At 72.9% G+C, this 18,110-nt stretch carries 13 protein-coding genes and 1 pseudogene; 11 read left to right on the forward strand and 3 right to left on the reverse strand.

What is annotated here, in order from left to right; genetic code table 11:
* Positions 1-45: 45 nt before the first annotated feature.
* The 3 genes from hisI to AB0B85_RS17995 all read left to right on the forward strand — a co-directional run bounded on the left by hisI (position 46) and on the right by AB0B85_RS17995 (position 2,795).
* On the forward strand, positions 46-477 hold the full coding sequence (gene hisI / locus AB0B85_RS17985) for a phosphoribosyl-AMP cyclohydrolase (RefSeq protein WP_357408581.1): 432 nt from the start codon (positions 46-48) through the stop codon (positions 475-477).
* Between the two features lie 58 nt (positions 478-535).
* Positions 536-2,089, forward strand: coding sequence for an anthranilate synthase component I (locus AB0B85_RS17990; RefSeq protein WP_357408542.1), 1,554 nt, complete (start codon positions 536-538; stop codon positions 2,087-2,089).
* Positions 2,090-2,204: 115 nt separating this feature from the next.
* On the forward strand, positions 2,205-2,795 hold the full coding sequence (locus AB0B85_RS17995) for a Trp biosynthesis-associated membrane protein (RefSeq protein ID WP_357408544.1): 591 nt from the start codon (positions 2,205-2,207) through the stop codon (positions 2,793-2,795).
* A 27-nt stretch (positions 2,796-2,822) separates the two neighbouring features.
* Here the strand turns inward: AB0B85_RS17995 and AB0B85_RS18000 are convergent, their stop codons facing one another.
* Positions 2,823-3,092, reverse strand: coding sequence for a hypothetical protein (locus AB0B85_RS18000; protein ID WP_357408546.1), 270 nt, complete (start codon positions 3,090-3,092; stop codon positions 2,823-2,825).
* 488 nt (positions 3,093-3,580) lie between these two features.
* On the opposite strand from AB0B85_RS18000, the gene trpC reads away from it, so the two are divergent.
* From trpC to trpA, 3 genes are read left to right on the forward strand one after another with little or no spacing between them, the layout of a single operon-like run.
* Entirely contained in the window at positions 3,581-4,384 is an 804-nt protein-coding gene (trpC, locus tag AB0B85_RS18005) for an indole-3-glycerol phosphate synthase TrpC (RefSeq protein ID WP_357408583.1), read from the forward strand.
* Between the two features lie 35 nt (positions 4,385-4,419).
* Positions 4,420-5,658, forward strand: coding sequence for a tryptophan synthase subunit beta (trpB, locus tag AB0B85_RS18010; protein ID WP_357408548.1), 1,239 nt, complete (start codon positions 4,420-4,422; stop codon positions 5,656-5,658).
* Between the two features lies 1 nt (position 5,659).
* Complete coding sequence (gene trpA / locus AB0B85_RS18015; protein ID WP_357408550.1) at positions 5,660-6,463, forward strand: tryptophan synthase subunit alpha; 804 nt, start codon at positions 5,660-5,662, stop codon at positions 6,461-6,463.
* Between the two features lie 122 nt (positions 6,464-6,585).
* Here trpA and AB0B85_RS18020 read toward each other — a convergent pair whose 3' ends face one another.
* Positions 6,586-7,272, reverse strand: a complete 687-nt coding sequence (locus AB0B85_RS18020) for an NUDIX hydrolase (RefSeq protein ID WP_357408552.1) — start codon at positions 7,270-7,272, stop codon at positions 6,586-6,588.
* Between the two features lie 101 nt (positions 7,273-7,373).
* Here AB0B85_RS18020 and lgt point away from each other — a divergent pair, with 101 nt between their 5' ends.
* Both lgt and AB0B85_RS18030 read left to right on the forward strand, forming a co-directional pair.
* Positions 7,374-8,573 carry a prolipoprotein diacylglyceryl transferase gene (lgt, locus tag AB0B85_RS18025; protein ID WP_357408554.1) on the forward strand — a complete coding sequence of 400 codons (1,200 nt, stop codon included), beginning with the start codon at positions 7,374-7,376 and terminating at the stop codon, positions 8,571-8,573.
* 15 nt (positions 8,574-8,588) lie between these two features.
* Entirely contained in the window at positions 8,589-9,776 is a 1,188-nt protein-coding gene (locus tag AB0B85_RS18030; RefSeq protein ID WP_357408556.1) for an NAD(P)/FAD-dependent oxidoreductase, read from the forward strand.
* 125 nt (positions 9,777-9,901) lie between these two features.
* On the opposite strand, the gene AB0B85_RS18035 is transcribed toward AB0B85_RS18030, so the two are convergent.
* Positions 9,902-10,747 carry a GNAT family N-acetyltransferase gene (locus AB0B85_RS18035; protein WP_357408558.1) on the reverse strand — a complete coding sequence of 282 codons (846 nt, stop codon included), beginning with the start codon at positions 10,745-10,747 and terminating at the stop codon, positions 9,902-9,904.
* A 206-nt stretch (positions 10,748-10,953) separates the two neighbouring features.
* On the opposite strand from AB0B85_RS18035, the gene gltB reads away from it, so the two are divergent.
* The 3 genes and pseudogenes from gltB to AB0B85_RS18050 all read left to right on the forward strand — a co-directional run.
* Positions 10,954-15,600 carry a glutamate synthase large subunit gene (gene gltB, locus AB0B85_RS18040; RefSeq protein ID WP_357408585.1) on the forward strand — a complete coding sequence of 1,549 codons (4,647 nt, stop codon included), beginning with the start codon at positions 10,954-10,956 and terminating at the stop codon, positions 15,598-15,600.
* Positions 15,593-17,128 carry a glutamate synthase subunit beta gene (locus tag AB0B85_RS18045; RefSeq protein ID WP_357408560.1) on the forward strand — a complete coding sequence of 512 codons (1,536 nt, stop codon included), beginning with the start codon at positions 15,593-15,595 and terminating at the stop codon, positions 17,126-17,128. The genes gltB and AB0B85_RS18045 overlap by 8 nt, the downstream gene beginning before the upstream one ends.
* Positions 17,129-17,781: 653 nt before the next feature.
* Positions 17,782-18,110: pseudogene (locus tag AB0B85_RS18050) on the forward strand (M23 family peptidase); the annotation flags it as partial.

Genomic DNA, 18,110 nt, shown 5'->3' on the forward strand with positions numbered 1-18,110 from the left:
GAGCGGTCGCCGGTGCCCGCGCCACGTGCGGGACACTTGGACACTGTGTCCGTACCTGACTCGCCGGCGACCGGCGTCCCCAGCGATCCGAGCGACCCGGTGGCAGCCGGGTCGGCCCGCCCGTCCCGACTCGACGCGGCCATCGCGGCCCGGCTGCGCCGCACCGCCGACGGTCTGGTCGCCGCGGTGGTCCGCGCGCACGACTCCGGAGAGGTGCTGATGGTCGCCTGGATGGACGACGAGGCGCTGCACCGCACCCTGACCACCGGCCGGGCCACCTACTGGTCGCGCAGCCGACGCGAATACTGGGTCAAGGGGGCCACCTCCGGGCACCACCAGTACGTCCGCTCGGTGGCGCTGGACTGCGACGGGGACGCCCTGCTGGTGAGCGTGGAGCAGGTCGGTGCGGCCTGCCACACCGGACACCGGACCTGCTTCTTCACCGAGTTGCCCGTCACCGCCCCGGAGGGCCGGTGAGCCGGCGCGGCGCAGCCCGGCGCAGCCCCGCAGCCGCGAACGAAAGGCAGACCCAGCCATGACCGACGGCATCGTCAGCCCCGACCTGGGCACCTTCACCGAGCTGGCCGCCGACTGGCGGGTGGTGCCGGTGACCCGGCGGCTGCTGGCCGACGCGGAGACGCCGGTCGGGGTCTACCGCAAGCTGGCCGGGGGGCCCGGCACGTTCCTGCTGGAATCCGCCGAGCAGGGGGTCGGCTCGGCCGGCATGGCCTGGTCGCGATACTCGTTCGTCGGCGTACGGAGCAGCGCCACCCTGGTCGAGCGGGACGGCGTGGCGACCTGGCTCGGCCAGCCGCCGGCGGGGTTGCCCACCGAGGGTGACCCGGTGCGGGTGCTGCGGGAGACGGTGGCGGCGCTCGCCGGCCCGGCCGGGGACCCCTCCGACGGTCTACCGCCGCTGACCGGCGGCATGGTCGGCTACCTCGGCTACGACCTGGTGCGCCGCTTCGAGCGGCTGCCCGAGCTGACCGAGGACGACCTCGGCGTGCCGGAGTTGGGCATGATGCTCGCCACCGACCTGGTGGTGCTCGACCACTACGACGGCTCGGCGATCCTGGTCGCCAACGCGGTGCTGCCGCCGCTGGACGCCCCGGACCGCGCCCCGCAGGTCGCCGCCGCGTACCACCACGCGGTGGGCCGGCTGGACGCGATGACCACGGCGCTGTCCCGCCCCATCCCCCCGATGATCTCCACCGTCGAGCGTCCGCAGGTCGGGGAGGTGCTCTGCCGTACGCCCGACGGCGGCTACCCGAAGGCGGTGGAGGCGGCCAAGGAGGCGATCCGGGCCGGTGAGTGCTTCCAGATCGTGCTCTCCCAGCGCTTCGAGCGTTCGACGCACGCCGACCCGCTTGACGTCTACCGGGTGCTGCGTACCAGCAACCCCAGCCCGTACATGTACCTGCTGCGCTTCGACGGGTACGACATCGTCGGCTCGTCCCCGGAGGCGCACCTGAAGGTCACCGGCGGTGCGAACGGGCGGCGTCACGTGTTGCTGCACCCGATCGCCGGCACCCGGCCGCGCGGCGACACCCCCGCCGCCGACGCCGTGCTCGCCGCGGAGCTGCTCGCCGATCCGAAGGAACGGGCCGAGCACGTGATGCTCGTCGACCTCGGCCGCAACGACCTGGGCCGGGTGTGTCAGCCCGGCAGCGTGGAGGTGCCCGAGTTCGCCACCATCGAGCGGTACAGCCACGTCATGCACATCGTCTCCACCGTCACCGGCACGTTACGCGACGATCAGAGTGCGTTCGACGCGCTCGCCGCGACGTTCCCGGCCGGCACCCTCTCCGGTGCGCCGAAGGTGCGGGCCATGGAGATCATCGAGGAGTTGGAGCCGGTCCGCCGCGGCCTCTACGGCGGCACTGTGGGCTACTTCGGCTTCGGTGGCGACCTGGACATGGCGATCGCCATTCGGACCGCGCTCATCCGTGACGGCCGCGCCTACGTGCAGGCCGGAGCCGGTGTGGTGGCCGACTCGGATCCGGCCGCCGAGGAGCAGGAGACGCGCAACAAGGCCGCCGCCGTGTTGGCGGCGATCGCCGCCGCCGAGACGTTGCGAGCGGCTCGGTGAGCGCGAGGAGCGCAGCGCAGCGGAGCCCCGCAGTCGCGAACGGAAGGGGTGGCTCGGTGAGCGCGAGGAGTGCAGCGCAGCGGAGCCCCGCAGTCGCGATCGGAGGGGTGGTCCGGTGACTGACGGCGAGCGGTCCGCCGGGGGCCGGCGCGAGTTGACGTACGCCGTGCTGCTCTGCCTGGTCGGCGCGGGCCTGGCGCTGTGGGCCGCGACGCGGACCTGGTCGGTCGAGCTGACCGTGCGCCCGGCGCCGCTGCCGCCGGTACGGGAGACCCGCAGCGGTGCGGGGCTGCTGCCGTGGCTGCCGGCGTTGGCCCTGGTGACGTTGGCCGGCGGTGGCGCGGTGCTGGCGACCCGGGGCCGGCCGCGGCAGGTGCTCGGCGCGGTGCTCGGGGTGCTCGCGCTGGCGGTGGCGGCCGGTGCTGGGTACGGGCTGGGCGTCGACGTCGACGGCTCGGTGAACCGGCAGTGGCCGGTGCTCTGCCTGCTCGGCGGCGTGCTGGCGGCTGCCGGTGGGTTCTGGACGGCGGTGCGCGGCGCTGGCTGGCCGGCGATGGGCGCCCGGTACGAACGGCCGGGGCGCACCGCGCCGGGGGGCGCACCATCGCCGAGCGGCACACCGGACTCGTCCGCGCCGATGGCCGGGCGGCGGACCACCGAGGCGTGGGACGCGCTTGATCGGGGTGAGGATCCGACGACCGACTGACGGCGACGGCCGTTACCGTCGGTGGGGTCAGCCGACCGGCTGACGGTCCCGCTGCGGTCGCTGGGTGGCGGCGCGGGCGGCGGTCAGTTCGGCCACCAGGCGGTTGAGTTCGGCGCGCTGGTCGGCGCGGGCCCGGTCGGCGCAGACCGCCTCCCAGGCGTTGCCACGCGCTGTGCGCATCCGCCCTTCGCCCACCACTGCCCGTTCCACGGTGTGCACCACCCCGACGGCCAGCGATGCCACCGTCCGCGAGATGGTCGTCAGGCCGATTGTCGCTTGCGGCTCGGACATGCTCATGGTCACCTCGCACGAGGAGTTGCGACGGTCGGGGCAGGCGCCTCATCGAGTCTGCCCGAGGACGATGCTGGCCGGTTGACGTTTCGCCGTCGTGACCGCCCGGTCAACTGTCCCGCCCCGGCCGTGACCAGGGACCGTCCGTTCGGCCTTGAGCTTGCTCACAACATCGATCGACGCCGTTGTCGTCGGGCGCCGGTCCGGAACTGGTGGCATGATCGATGCAACGGCACCTGCTGACCGCGGGCCGTCAGGCTCCATACCGGGTGACGATTGTCGATACGGGAGGTGGCGCTGCGTGACACACCGTTCACGGCAAGTCGGCCATTATGCCGCAGCCCTTTTCGTGAGCAGCGCCATACCCCCGGCATTCGGTGTCGGTCGGCTGCCCCTAGCATCGGCCCATGACGCCCGGAGAGGGGAGTCCGTTGGTGACTGCTGAGCATGCGCACGCGGAGGGGGACGATGCCGGTCAGGCAGCGTCCGTAAGCGTGCTCGACGAGATTCTGGCTGGCGTGCGTGAGGACGTCGCCCGACGCCAGGAGCAGGTTCCGCTGGAGCGGATCCGTGCACTGGCGGCGGCGGCGCCGCCGCCGCTGGACGCGTACGCGGCGTTGCGTAAACCGGGCGTGGCCGTGATCGCCGAGGTGAAGCGCTCGTCGCCGTCCAAGGGGCGGCTGGCCGAGATAGCCGATCCGGCCGACCTGGCTGTCGACTACGCGGCCGGTGGGGCGCGGGTGATCAGTGTGCTGACCGAGGGGCGCTGGTTCGGTGGCTCGCTCGACGACCTGGCCGCCGTGCGGGCCGCGGTGAGTGTGCCGGTGCTGCGTAAAGACTTCGTGGTCTCCAGTTACCAGGTGCACGAGGCACGCGCGCACGGCGCCGATCTGGTGCTGCTGATCGTCGCCGCCCTTGAGCAGAACGTGCTGATGGGCCTGCTGGAGCGGATCGAGTCGTTGGGCATGACCGCGCTGGTCGAGGTGCACGACGAGGAAGAGGCCGACCGCGCGCTGGAGGCGGGCGCTCAGGTGATCGGGGTCAACGCCCGTGACCTGCGTACCCTTGAGGTCGACCGGTCGGTGTTCGAGCGGATCGCGCCCGGCCTGCCCAGCAGCGTCGTCAAGATCGCCGAGTCCGGCGTGCGTGGTCCGCACGACCTGATCCGGTACGCCTCCGCGGGTGCTGACGCGGTCCTCGTGGGCGAGGGCCTGGTCACCCAGAAGAGCCCTCGCGAGGCGGTCGCCGAGTTGGTCAACGCGGGTAACCACCCGGCCACGCCCCGTCCGGTGCGCTGACCTCGCACCGGACGTTCCCACCGAGAGGATTTCCGATGAGCGCCGACGCGCTGGCCCCGGTGGCCGGCCCGCAGCCCGACTCCGCCGGCCACTTCGGCCGTTTCGGCGGTCGGTTCGTTCCCGAGGCCCTGGTGGCCGCGCTCGACGAGCTCGACGGGGCGTGGCGCACGGCGATGGCGGACGAGTCCTTCCAGGCGGAGTTCGGCGCGCTGCTGCGGGACTACGCGGGTACGCCGTCGCTGCTCTACGAGGCCCGGCGGTTCTCCGCGAAGCTCGGGGCACGGGTGCTGCTCAAGCGCGAGGACCTCAACCACACAGGTGCGCACAAGGTGCGCAACGTGCTCGGCCAGGCGCTGCTCACCAAGCGGATGGGCAAGACCCGGGTGATCGCCGAGACCGGCGCCGGCCAGCACGGCGTGGCCACCGCGACCGCCGCCGCCCTGTTCGACCTGGAGTGCGTGGTCTACATGGGCCAGGTCGACACCGAGCGGCAGGCGCTCAACGTGGCCCGGATGCGGATGCTCGGGGCCACCGTCGTGCCGGTGACCACCGGCTCGCGCACCCTCAAGGACGCGATGAACGAGGCGATGCGCGACTGGGTGGCGAACGTCGACGAGACGCACTACCTGATCGGCACCGCCGCCGGCCCGCACCCGTTCCCGGCGATGGTCCGCGACTTCGTCCGGGGCATCGGTGACGAGGCCCGTCAGCAGTGCCTCGACCTGACCGGCGCACTGCCGGACGCGGTCACCGCGTGCGTCGGCGGTGGTTCCAACGCGCTGGGCATCTTCCACGCGTTCGTCGGCGACGACGACGTGCGGCTGTACGGATTCGAAGCCGGTGGTGACGGGGTGACCACCGGTCGGCACGCGGCGAGCATCACCGGTGGGTCGGCCGGGGTCCTGCACGGCACCCGCACCTACGTGTTGCAGGACGCCGACGGGCAGACGCTGGAGTCGCACTCGATCTCCGCCGGTCTGGACTACCCGGGCGTCGGGCCCGAGCACGCCTGGCTGCACGACACCGGCCGGGCGAGTTACCTGCCGGTCACCGACGACGAGGCGATGGCCGCGTTCGAGCTGCTGTGCCGCACCGAGGGGATCATCCCGGCGATCGAGAGCTCACACGCGCTCGCCGGCACCGTCACGCTGGCCCCGAAGCTCGCCGCCGAACTGGGTCGGGAGCCCACCATCGTGGTCAACCTCTCCGGTCGGGGCGACAAGGACGTGCACACCGCCGGCGACTACTTCGGCATCCTCGACAAGGAGCGGTGAGATGAGCCGGATCGGGGTGGCCTTCGACAAGGCCCGCGCCGACGGACGGGCCCTGCTGATCGGCTGCATGCCGGCCGGGTTCCCGACCGTCGACGGCAGCATCGCCGCGATGACCGCCATGGTCGAGGCCGGCGTCGACGTCATCGAGGTGGAGATCCCCTACTCCGACCCGGTGATGGACGGGCCGGTGATCCAGAAGGCAAGTGACATCGCGCTGGCCGGCGGCGTCCGCACCAGGGACACCCTGCGCATCATCGAGGCGGTGGCCGCCACCGGCGCGCCGGTGGTCACCATGACCTACTGGAACCCGGTCGAGCGGTACGGCGTGGACGTGTTCGCCCGTGACCTCGCCGCCGCCGGTGGCACCGGCCTGATCACCCCGGACCTGATTCCCGACGAGGCGGCGGAGTGGCTGGCCGCCTCCGACGCACACGGACTGGACCGCACGTTCCTGGTCTCCCCGTCGTCCACCGACGCGCGGCTGGCGATGACCGTGCAGCACTGTCGTGGTTTCGTCTACGCCACAGCGGTGATGGGTGTCACCGGGGCGCGGGCGCGTACCTCGGACGCCGCACCGACGCTTGTCTCCCGGGTCCGGGAGGTCACCGACCTGCCGGTGGGTGTCGGTCTCGGCGTGGGCACCGGTGCGCAGGCCGGCACCGTCGCCGGCTACGCCGACGGGGTGATCGTCGGCAGCGCGCTGATCCGGTGTCTCCTCGACGCGCCCACCGAGGCGGAGGGGCTGACTGCCCTGCGGGCCCTCAGCACCGAGCTTGCCGAGGGCGTCCGCAACCCGGCCCGCTGAGCCCCGGGCCCGGTCCGCCGCCGGTAAGCCGTGTGGGCCACGGGGTACGTGTGCCTCGTAACCGGTATACCGGTCATCCGGTGAGGCCCACGCGGCGGATCTCTGGTGCTCGCCCCTGGTTCTCAGGGCCGTAGGGACGGGTCCGCGGGCTCGCCGCGTTGTCCCGGTGGCTGCCCCACGCCCGGCCGTGCGTCCTGGCCGATCCCCGGCGGTGCGTCCGGGCCGGTCCCCGGCCGTGCGTCCGGGCCGGTCCCCGGCCGTGCGTCCGGGCCGGTCCCCGGCGGTGCGGCCGGGTCACTCGCCCGCCCACACTCCTCGGCCACGCGAGCGGCTGGTGGCGGCGGGGCGTCGACGGCGTCGGGCGTCCAGGGGACGGCGTGCAGTACGCCGGAGCGGCCGGCGCGAGCGTGCGTGACGGCGGCCAGGGTGAGCGGGGTGACGGCCTCCGGCAGCGCGTCGGGGGAGTGCCAGGACAACCGGCAGCCCGGCAGCGGGTCGGCCGCCGGTGGGCCGGCGGCGCGGGCCCGGAAGACGTGCACGAGGACGTTCGGCAGTGGCCCGGCGCGTCCGGGCGACGGCTGCCCGCCGGGGCCGGTCAGGTGGTAGACGCCGACCAGGTCGACCAGCTCGATCTCCCAGCCGGTCTCCGTGCGGATGTCCCGCAGGGCCGCCTGCGCCGGGCTCTCGGCCGGGCGTAGCCGCCCGCCGGGTAGCGCGTGGCGGCGCTCACCCCGGCCCTGCCGGCAGAGCAGCACCCGGCCGGCGTCGTCGTTGACGACCGCGGCGACCGCCCAGGTGAGCGCGCTCATGGACAAAGAGCCTACGGTGGCGCAAACCAGAAGTCACCGAAGTGCGCGCTGCCGTGCCCGGGGTGCCGCTACGAGGGTGTGCAGCGGTAGCGTGTGCACCCGTGACCCTCGCCTCGCTGTCCCCCCAGGCGGCCCTGCCCAGTCCCAGCACCGCGGTCTGGCAGCTGGGGCCGGTGCCGATCCGGGCCTACGCGCTCTGCATCATCGCTGGCATCGTGCTTGCCTGCTGGGTGACCGAGCGCCGGCTGCGGCAGCGCGGCGTCGCGCCCGGCGCGGTGCTCGACATCGCCGTCTGGGCGGTGCCGGCCGGCATCATCGGCGCCCGGATCTACCACGTCATCACCTCGCCGGAGAAATATTTCGGCGCCGGTGGTGAGCCGATGAAGGCGTTCGCCATCTGGGAGGGCGGTCTCGGCATCTGGGGTGCCGTCGCCGGTGGCGCAATCGGTGCGTGGATCGCCGCCCGGCAGCTCGGCATCCCGTTCGGCGTGGTGGCCGACGCGCTGGCTCCTGGGCTGCCGCTGGCCCAGGCGGTCGGCCGGCTCGGCAACTGGTTCAACAACGAGCTGTTCGGTGGCCGGACCGACCTGCCGTGGGGCCTGCAGATCCACCGGATGGACCCGGACAACCCGGGGCACTCGCTGCGTGACGACGCCGGGCAGCCGATCCTCGAACCCGGCCTCTACCAGCCGACCTTCCTCTACGAGGCGTTGTGGAACCTCGGCGTCGTCGCCCTGGTCCTCATCCTGGACCGCCGGCTGAAGCTGGGGCGTGGCCGCGCGTTCGCGCTCTACGTGATGGGCTACACCGCCGGCCGGTTCTGGATCGAGCTGATGCGCACCGACGAGGCCAACCAGATTCTGGGCGTCCGGCTCAACGTCTGGACCGCCGCCCTGGTCTTCCTCGGCGCGTTGATCTACTTCGTCCGGGTGCGCGGCCCGCGGGACTACCTGATCCCGCTCGGCGCGGCGGCGACGCCGACCCCGCCTCCCGCCTCCGACCTGTCCCAGGTCGACCTCTCGGAGCGGGAGACCCCGGCCCGGACCGCCGCGCCGGAGGGGTACCGGGTGGTGAACGAGCAGCAGTACGCCGCCTGGCAGGACACCGGCGTCATCCCGCCGGAGCCGGCCACCGACCAGGACTCCCGGCCGGGCGACGAGCCACTCGGTGATGCGGCACCCGGTGCCGACGAGCCGAGCGACGACGAGCCGAGCGACGACGAGTCGACGGACGACCCGTCGGCTCCCCGTGCCGACCGGGCCGACGCCGCGGGCGTACGGCCCGCCGACCGGGACAGCTGAGCGGGGGCGGCACCCATGCGAAGCGCGGTGGTGGTCGGCGCGGGGGTCGGTGGCCTCGCGGTGGCCGGCGCGCTGGCCCGCTCCGGCTGGCGGGTCACCGTGTTGGAACGCGCCGAACGGATTCGCCCCGAGCCGACCGCCGTGGTGCTCTGGCCCAACGGCGTCCGCGCGTTGCAGGCGCTCGGCCTCGGTGCGGGACTGGCCGCCATCGCCACCCCGCTGGCCGACGGTGGGGTCCGTCGCCCGGACGGGCACTGGCTGGTGCAGCCCCGGCCCATCCCGGCCGACCGGATGCCGGTGGTGGTGCACCGCGAGGACCTGCACGACGCCCTCATCGCGGGCCTCGGTGAGCGGGTGGAGCTGCGTACCGGCGTGACCGTGCGGCACGTCCGGGTCGAGCCGGGGGAACGGCCGGCGGTCAGCGACGGACGGCACACCATCGAGGCCGACCTGGTGGTCGCCGCCGACGGCACGGACAGCGGCATCCGCCGCCAACTCGCCCCCGAGTCCCGGGTGGTCAGCTCCGGGTGCGCCGCCTGGCGGGCCGTCATTCCCTGGTACCAGGCACCGCGGCTGCCCGACGACCAACCGCTGGCCGGGGAGATCCTCGGTGCCGGCTACCGGTTCGTGGCCGCGTCGTTGGGTGATCGCGGCTCCTCGGGTGGGTCCAGCCGGGGCGGGATCTACTGGGTGGCCACCGCCGCCGGCGCCCCGCGCCCGGAACCACCGGAGACCCAACTCGCCCTGCTGCGCCGTTGGTACGCGGGCTGGCCCGCCCCGATCGGCGCGCTGCTCGATGCCACCGACCCGGCCGACCTGGTCCAGCAGGAGGTCCGCGAACTGCGTCCGTTGCCCCGTGCGTACGGCTTCCCGGTCGGGCCGGGCGGCGTGGTGCTGCTCGGCGACGCGGCGCACGCCATGCCACCGCACCTGGGGCAGGGCGCCTGCCTGGCGTTCGAGGACGCCGCCACGCTCGCCTCACTGCTGCGCGAGGCGCGACTGCCCGACGCCGTGCAGGCGTACGACCGGGTGCGTCGCCCCCGGGCCACGACAGTGGTCCGGCAGACCCGGCGGATGTCGGCGGTGCTCCAGGCCCGGGGCCGGTTGGCGTTGCGCGCCCGGGACGCCGCCCTCGGCACGATCAACACCCGGCTGCTGTCCAGTGCCGCCGCCTCCGCCGCCCAGTGGCGCCCCCCCACCTGACCCAGCCCCCTCGTCCGCTACGTCGATCATGGAGTTGTGGTGGTAGTCGAAGCGTGACAAACCCGTCCTAACCCGGCACCACGACTCCATGATCGACGCAGGCGGGGGCGGCGGCGCCGGAGCGATCAGGCGATGAGCGCGGCGGGTTCGGCGATGCAGGCGGTGCCGATGCGGCGGAAGCCGACCCGCAGGTAGACCCGGGCGATGTCCTCGCTGCCCGCGGAGAGAAAGATCAGGTCGGTGCCGGCCTCGTGCAACTCCCGGGCGAGGGTGGCGGTGAGCGCGGCGCCCAGCCCTCGCCGCCGGGCGGTCGGCAGCGTCGCCACGCCGGCGATCTCCGCGACGTCGCCCACCCGCATGGCCATGCCGCTGGCCAGCGCGCCGTCGGTAGGTGTCCCGGCGAGCGCGGAGATCCGTCGGCCGTCGGCGATCCGGGCCCGCTCCTCGTCGAGCGCGGCCAACTCCAGTTCGGTGACGGCGGCGTCCCGCTCGGCCGGGCCGGCGTCACCGGGCGCGGTGCCGGCGGCGGCGAACGACACCGCTGCGACAGCGCGTCGGGCCGCGACGGCGGCGGCGAAGTCGGGCGAGTCCGGTGCCAGCACCCGTACCGCCACGTCGGACAGGGTCGCCGGGTCGGGCAGCGCTGCCGGGTCGAGCACCATCAGCGGTGCCTCCAGCACGTGCAGCCCCGCCGAGCGGGCCACCGCCAGCAGCTCGGGGGTGGTCTCGTGCACCCACTCGAAGGCCTCCGGCAGGCCCAGCTTGCGCTGCCGCTCGCGTACCGAGGTCACGTCGGCCAGGGACGGCGGCTCGGTGGCACCGATCCGGGGGCGGGCGTAGAACGGCCAACCGGCACCCTCGCGCACGAACAGCACAAACGCGCCGTGGTCCTCGGCAGCGGCGACGTCGCGGGGCACCGCGTCGTAGAAGTGTTCCAACCGGTCGAAGACGTCCTTGTGTAGCGGATCCACCGCGCGAGACTACACGTCCCAGCCAGTGGACGGTGTGATCAATCTCAGGTGGCAGTGCGAGCCTGGCCCTAACGTAGACTCAATAGACCCACGGGCCGACGTCGTCCCCACCATGATCAACCTGAGTGACGACAGGAGGCCCGGTGGCTCAGCCGTACGCGGAAACGACACAGCCGCACACCCCGCACAGCCCGCAGGCGTCCCCGATGCCCGGTGCCGGCCCGTCCGCCCAGGGCCTCTACGACCCCGCGCGGGAACACGACGCCTGCGGGGTTGCCTTCGTGGCGGACCTGCACGGCCGCCGCTCCCACTCGGTTGTCGCCAACGGGCTCGGCGCGCTCTGCCGCCTGGACCACCGGGGTGCCCGGGGCGCGGAGCCCAACACCGGCGACGGCGCGGGCATCATGATCCAGGTGCCGGACGCGTTCCTGCGCGCTGCTGCCGACGTGGCGCTCCCCCCGGCCGGCGAGTACGCCACCGGGCTGGTGTTCCTCCCCGACGACGACGCTGGCGAGGCCCGTGCCCGGCAGGTGGTCGAGAAGTACGCCCTCGTCGAGGGTGCCGAGGTGCTCGGCTGGCGGGACGTGCCGATCGCCCCGGACGGGCTCGGCGAGACCGCCCTGGCGGCGATGCCCCGGGTCCGGCAGGTCTTCGTGGCCGCGCGCCGGCTCACCGGTTCACCCGCCGGCCCGGCCGGCGACGCGCTGAGCGGCATCGAGCTGGACCGGGTGGCGTTCTGTCTGCGCAAGCAGGCCGAGCGGGAGACCGCCGAGCGGGGCGTGCCGGCGTACTTCCCGTCGCTGTCCAGCCGGACGATCGTCTACAAGGGGATGCTCACCCCCGACCAGTTGCCGGCCTTCTACCCGGACCTGCGCGACGAGCGGGTGGAGAGCGCGATCGCGCTCGTGCACTCCCGCTTCTCGACAAACACCTTCCCGTCCTGGCCGCTGGCGCACCCGTACCGCTTCATCGCCCACAACGGCGAGATCAACACGATCCGGGGCAACCGCAACTGGATGCAGGCCCGCGAGGCGCTGCTGCGTTCGCCGAACGTTCCGGGCAACATCCGGCGGGTCTTCCCGATCTGCACCCCCGCCGCCTCCGACTCGGCGAACTTCGACGAGGTCCTGGAGTTGCTGCACCTGGCCGGCCGGAGCCTGCCGCACGCGGTGCTCATGATGATCCCGGAGGCCTGGGAGAACGACCCGGGGATGGAGCCGGCCAAGCGTGCCTTCTACCGGTTCCACGCCAGCCTGATGGAGCCGTGGGACGGGCCGGCGTCGGTGGCCTTCACCGACGGCGAGATCGTCGGCGCGGTGCTTGACCGCAACGGGTTGCGCCCGGGGCGTTGGTGGCAGACCGACGACGGGCTCGTGGTGCTCGGCTCCGAGGCGGGCGTGCTCGACCTCGACCCGGCGCACGTGGTCGCCAAGGGGCGGCTCCAGCCGGGCAAGATGTTCCTGGTCGACACCGTGGCCGGCCGGATCGTGCACGACGAGGAGATCAAGTCCGAGTTGGCCGCCGCCCAGCCGTACGGCGATTGGCTGCACGCCGGGCTGATCGAGCTGGGTGACCTGCCGGCCCGCGAGCACACCGTCTACACCCACGACTCGGTGCGCCGCCGGCAGCAGACCTTCGGCTACACCCAGGAGGAGCTGAAGATCCTGCTCGCGCCGATGGCCCGCACCGGCGCCGAGCCGCTGGGCTCGATGGGCACGGACACCCCGATCTCGCCACTGTCCACCCGGCCGCGGCTGCTCTACGACTACTTCCACCAGCTTTTCGCCCAGGTCACCAACCCGCCGCTGGACGCCATCCGAGAGGAGTTGGTGACCAGCCTGGCGTCGACGATCGGGCCGGAGGGCAACCTGCTCGACCCGGGCGCGGCGAGCTGCCGGCAGATCGTGCTGCCGCACCCGGTGATCGACAACGACGAGCTGGCCAAGATCCTCTCCATTGACGAGGACGGCGACCTGCCCGGCTTCAAGGCGGTCCGGGTGTCCGGCCTGTACCGCATCCGGGAGGGCGCGGCCGGGATCAAGGCCCGGCTGACCGAGATCTGCCGGCACGTCTCCGAGGCCATCGAGGACGGCGTCCGCATCCTGGTGCTCTCCGACCGGGACTCCAACGCCGACCTGGCGCCGATCCCGTCGCTGCTGCTCACCGCCGCCGTGCACCAGCACCTGGTGCGGGAGCAGACCCGCACCCAGGCGGCGCTGATCGTGGAGTCCGGCGACTGCCGGGAGGTGCACCACGCGGCGGTGCTGATCGGCTACGGCGCGGCGGCGGTCAACCCGTACCTGGCGTTCGAGTCGCTCGAGGACATGATCTCCACTGGCGCGCTCGCCGGCGTGGAGCCCGCCGCCGCGGTGCGCAACTACGCCAAGGCGCTCGGCAAGGGCGTCCTGAAGATCATGTCGAAGATGGGCATCTCGACTGTCTCGTCGTACTGCGGGGCGCAGGTCTTCGAGGCGGTCGGCCTGGACACCCGACTGGTCGAGCGCTACTTCCGGGGCACCCCCAGCCGCATCGGCGGGGTGGGCCTCGCGGGCGTGCACACCGAGGTGGCCGCCCGGCACGCGCTGGCCTGGCCCCCGGCGGGCACCGCCAACTCCGACCGGTTGGAGGTCGGTGGCGAGTACCAGTGGCGTCGCGAGGGTGAGCTGCACCTGTTCAACCCGGAGACGGTCTTCCTGCTGCAACACGCCACCCGCAGCCGGCAGTACGACGTCTTCCGGAAGTACACGGCCACTGTCGACGCGCTCGCGGCGCAGGCCGGCTCGCTGCGGGGGTTGTTCACCCTGCGTACCGGGCTGCGCCCGGCGGTGCCGATCGACGAGGTCGAGCCGGCCACCGAGATCGTCAAGCGCTTCGCCACCGGCGCCATGTCGTACGGGTCGATCTCGGCGGAGGCGCACGAGACGCTCGCCATCGCCATGAACCGCCTCGGCGGCAAGTCGAACACCGGTGAGGGTGGCGAGGACGTCGACCGGCTGCACGACCCGGCCCGGCGCTCGGCGGTGAAGCAGATCGCCAGCGGTCGGTTCGGTGTGACGAGCGAATACCTGGTGAACGCCGACGACCTCCAGATCAAGATGGCCCAGGGCGCCAAGCCCGGCGAGGGCGGTCAGCTGCCCGGCAACAAGGTCTGGCCGTGGATCGCCCGGACCCGGCACGCCACGCCCGGTGTCGGTCTGATCTCCCCGCCGCCGCACCACGACATCTACTCCATCGAGGACCTCGCCCAACTCGTACACGACCTGAAGTGCGTCAACCCGGCCGCCCGGGTGCACGTCAAGCTGGTCAGCGAGGTCGGCGTCGGCACCGTCGCCGCCGGGGTGGCGAAGCTCAAGGCGGACGTCATCCTGATCTCCGGCCACGACGGCGGCACGGGCGCGTCCCCGATGAACTCGCTCAAGCACGCCGGCACCCCGTGGGAACTGGGGCTGGCCGAGGCGCAGCAGACGCTGCTGCTCAACAAGCTGCGCGACCGGGTCACCGTGCAGGTCGACGGTCAGCTCAAGACCGGCCGGGACGTGCTGATCGCGGCGCTGCTCGGCGCGGAGGAGTTCGGCTTCGCGACCGCCCCGCTGATCGTCGCCGGTTGCGTGATGATGCGGGTCTGCCACCTGGACACCTGCCCGGTCGGCATCGCCACCCAGAACCCGGTGCTGCGGGAGCGCTTCACCGGCACCCCGGAGTTCGTGGAGAACTTCTTCCTGTTCCTCGCCGAGGAGGTCCGGGGCTACCTTGCCGAGCTGGGCTTCCGGTCGATCGAGGAGGCGATCGGGCAGTCCGAGGTGCTCGACGTGGCATCGGCGGTGACGCACTGGAAGGCGCACGGGTTGGACCTCGCGCCGGTCCTGCACCTGCCGGAGTTGCCCGCCGGCGCGGCCCGACGCGGGGTACGCGCCCAGGATCACGGCCTGGAGCAGGCGCTCGACAACGAGCTGATCGCACTGGCCCGTCCGGCACTGACGGAGGGGTCCCCGGTGCGGGTCGAGGTGGCGGTGCGCAACGAGCACCGCAGCGTCGGCGCGATGCTCGGCGGCGAGGTGACCCGTCGTTTCGGCGGTGCCGGTCTGCCCGAGGACACCATCGAGTTCGTGTTGCACGGCACTGCCGGGCAGTCGTTCGGCGCGTTCCTGCCGCGCGGGGTGACCCTGCGGCTGCACGGCGACGCCAACGACTACGTGGCCAAGGGCCTCTCCGGCGGGCGGATCATCGTCCGTCCGGACGCCGCCGCGCCGTTCCTGGACCCGGACGCCGCGCCGGGTCAGCGGGCCGAGGACCAGATCATCGCCGGCAACACCATCCTGTACGGGGCGACCGCGGGTGAGGTCTTCCTGCGCGGTCGGGTGGGGGAGCGGTTCGCGGTGCGCAACTCCGGCGCGGTCGCCGTGGTCGAGGGCGTCGGTGACCACGGTTGCGAGTACATGACCGGCGGCACGGTGGTGGTGCTCGGCGCGACCGGCCGTAACTTCGCGGCCGGCATGTCCGGCGGCACCGCGTTCGTGCACCACCTGGACCGTGCCCGGGTGAACGCGGAGCTTGTCGACCTGGCGCCGCTGGGCGAGCAGGAGCAGGCGCTGCTGCACGAGTTGGTCCAGCGGCACGTGGCCGAGACCGGGTCGGCGGTCGCCGAGGAGCTGCTCAAGCGTTGGCCGGAGGCGGTGGCCGAGTTCACCGCGGTGGTGCCCCGCGACTACCGCCGGGTGCTGGAGATCATGAAGGCCGCCGAAGCTGCCGGCCGCGACGTCGATGACGCGGTGATGAGCGCGCTCAGCGTGCCGTCCGCCGCGCCGGTGCCGCCCGCCCCGCGGGTGGCGGCCCAGGAGGTGGCACGTGCCTGACCCGAACGGTTTCCTGCGCTACGACCGGCGGCTGCCGGCCCGCCGCCCGGTGCCGGTGCGGATCAGCGACTGGCGGGAGGTGTACCCGCCGGCCGGCGAGGAACTCATCCGTGAGCAGGCCACCCGCTGCATGGACTGCGGCATTCCGTTCTGCCACGACGGCTGCCCGCTGGGCAACCGCATCCCGGACTGGAACGACCTGGTCCGCACCGGCAACTGGGACGCCGCTGTGGAATCGCTGCACGCCACCAACAACTTCCCGGAGTTCACCGGCCGGCTCTGCCCGGCGCCCTGTGAGGCGGCCTGCGTCCTCGGCATCGCCGGCGGCCAGCCGGTGACCATCAAACAGGTCGAGGTGGAGATCGCCGACGCCGCTGCGGCGCGCGGGTTCCCGCCGCGCCCGGTGCCGGCACCGTCCGGCCGCTCGGTCGCCGTCGTCGGCTCGGGGCCCGCCGGCCTGGCCGCCGCCCAGCAACTGGCCCGCGCCGGTCACGCGGTCACTGTGTACGAGCGCGACGACGCGATCGGTGGCCTGCTCCGGTACGGCATCCCCGACTTCAAGTTGGAGAAGCGGCACATCGACGCCCGGCTGGCCCAGCTCACCGCCGAGGGGGTGCGCTTCCGCACCGGGGTGAACGTCGGGGTGGACGTCACCGCCGAGCAGCTGCGCGCCGAACACGACGCGGTGCTGTTGGCCTGCGGCGCGTTGCAGGGGCGGGACACTCCGGACACTCCGGGGCGGGCGCTTCGGGGCGTACACCAGGCGATGGCGCACCTGGTCGCGGCGAATCGCGCGGTCGCCACGGCGGCCGGCGGCGGGCCTGGCGTGGCGGTCACCGGCGAGGGCCGGGCGGCCCGCGCGGTGCTGCCGGACGGCACCCCGATCGACGCGGCCGGCAAGCACGTGGTGATCATCGGTGGCGGTGACACCGCTGCCGACTGTCTCGGTGTGGCGCATCGGCAGGGAGCCGCTGGCGTGCACCAGCTCGACCTGTACCCGCAGCCGCCGAGCGAGCGCGACGAGGCCCGGGACCCGTGGCCGACGTGGCCGTGGATTCTGCGCAGCTACCCGGCGCACGAGGAGGGCGGCGAGCGGGTCTTCGCCGTGGCGGTGCAGGAGTTCGTCGACGACGGCACCGGACAGGTGCGGGCGGTGCGGATCGCCGAGGTGACAGTGGAGAAGCACGACGGTCGGCGCGTGGTCACCGTGGTGCCGGGCTCCGAGCGGGAGTTGCCAGCCGATCTGGTGCTGTTGGCGATCGGCTTCGAGGGCACCGAGCAGCAGCCGTTGCTTGCCCAGTTCGGCGTGACCCGCAATCCCCGGGGCGCTGTCGACGCCCGGGACGACTGGCAGACCGACGCGGACGGGGTGTTCGTGGCCGGTGACATGCACCGGGGCGCCTCGCTGATCGTCTGGGCCATCGCCGAGGGGCGGGCTGTGGCCGCCGCCATCCACGGCTACCTGGGCGGTGTCGGCACGCTGCCGGCCCCGGTGCGCGCCGACGCCCGGCCGCTGGCCGTTTCCTGATCCGGCCGCCGGTGGTCGGGCGAACCCCTTTGGGACCTCTCGCCTGACCACCGGCCGCCGGACGCCCGCCGGTCGGTGAGCGGCTGCATGGCCTACGAAGACCGACTCGGCGACGGTGCTCACCGCGCCTTCTGCGCGTGTCCATCGGGTTCGCACGCCCGTCATCAGTGCGTTCGCACGGCCGGGAACCCGCTGGGGTGGCGCACGACCAGCACAGCATTGCTGGCTTTCTCCGGTCTGCTGATCCCCTAAGCCCTGTCGATCGTGGGCGCCCACCGAAGGATCGGTGTGCCGCCCCGGCCGCTGCTGCCTGCTGTCAAGCAATCGTCAAGCTTTTCTCCCTGGCCCATCTGGCACCGTCTTCATTGGCCACACCGAGCGCAGCGGGCGGTTATCAGTCGTTAGCGGCGTACCTCCAAGGATTCGCGGGCGACGCAGATAACGGCCAGTTCTGGCGACGCGGTACGGCCTTTTACCTACCCGGCACGGCGTTCGGCGAGGTGCTGGCGAGATCAGCGCGGAGAAATGGCACCCGGCTGCCGAAACGCACCGGATCTCGTCGTCGCCACATCCACGAGGGAGCACTGTTGCTAACGAAACTCGTACGAGGATTCACCGCGCGAGCCGCTGCGGCGGGGGCCATCGGTGTTGTCGTGTTGACCGGCGCCAGCCTGGGTGTCGTCGGCGCTCAGGCGGCCGGTCCTCGACCGTTGTTCCAGCTACCCGTCACCTGCGGTGAGACGTGGAACCTCAGCACGTACGTGGGCCATGACGACTACGACATCGACATGACGTCGACCGCCGGAAACAACTGGGGTCGTCCGATCCTGGCCGCCTACGGGGGGCGGGTGGAACGGTCCGGCATCAGCGGCACCCTGGGTGGCCGCACCCCGGCGGGCCGATGGGGACCGGCGGCGGCTACTACGTCAAGATTGACCACGGTGACGGCTGGCAGACCCTCTACCTGCACATGGTGGAGCCA

The sequence above is a fragment of the Micromonospora sp. NPDC049044 genome (assembly GCF_040649215.1).
Taxonomy (GTDB): domain Bacteria; phylum Actinomycetota; class Actinomycetes; order Mycobacteriales; family Micromonosporaceae; genus Micromonospora.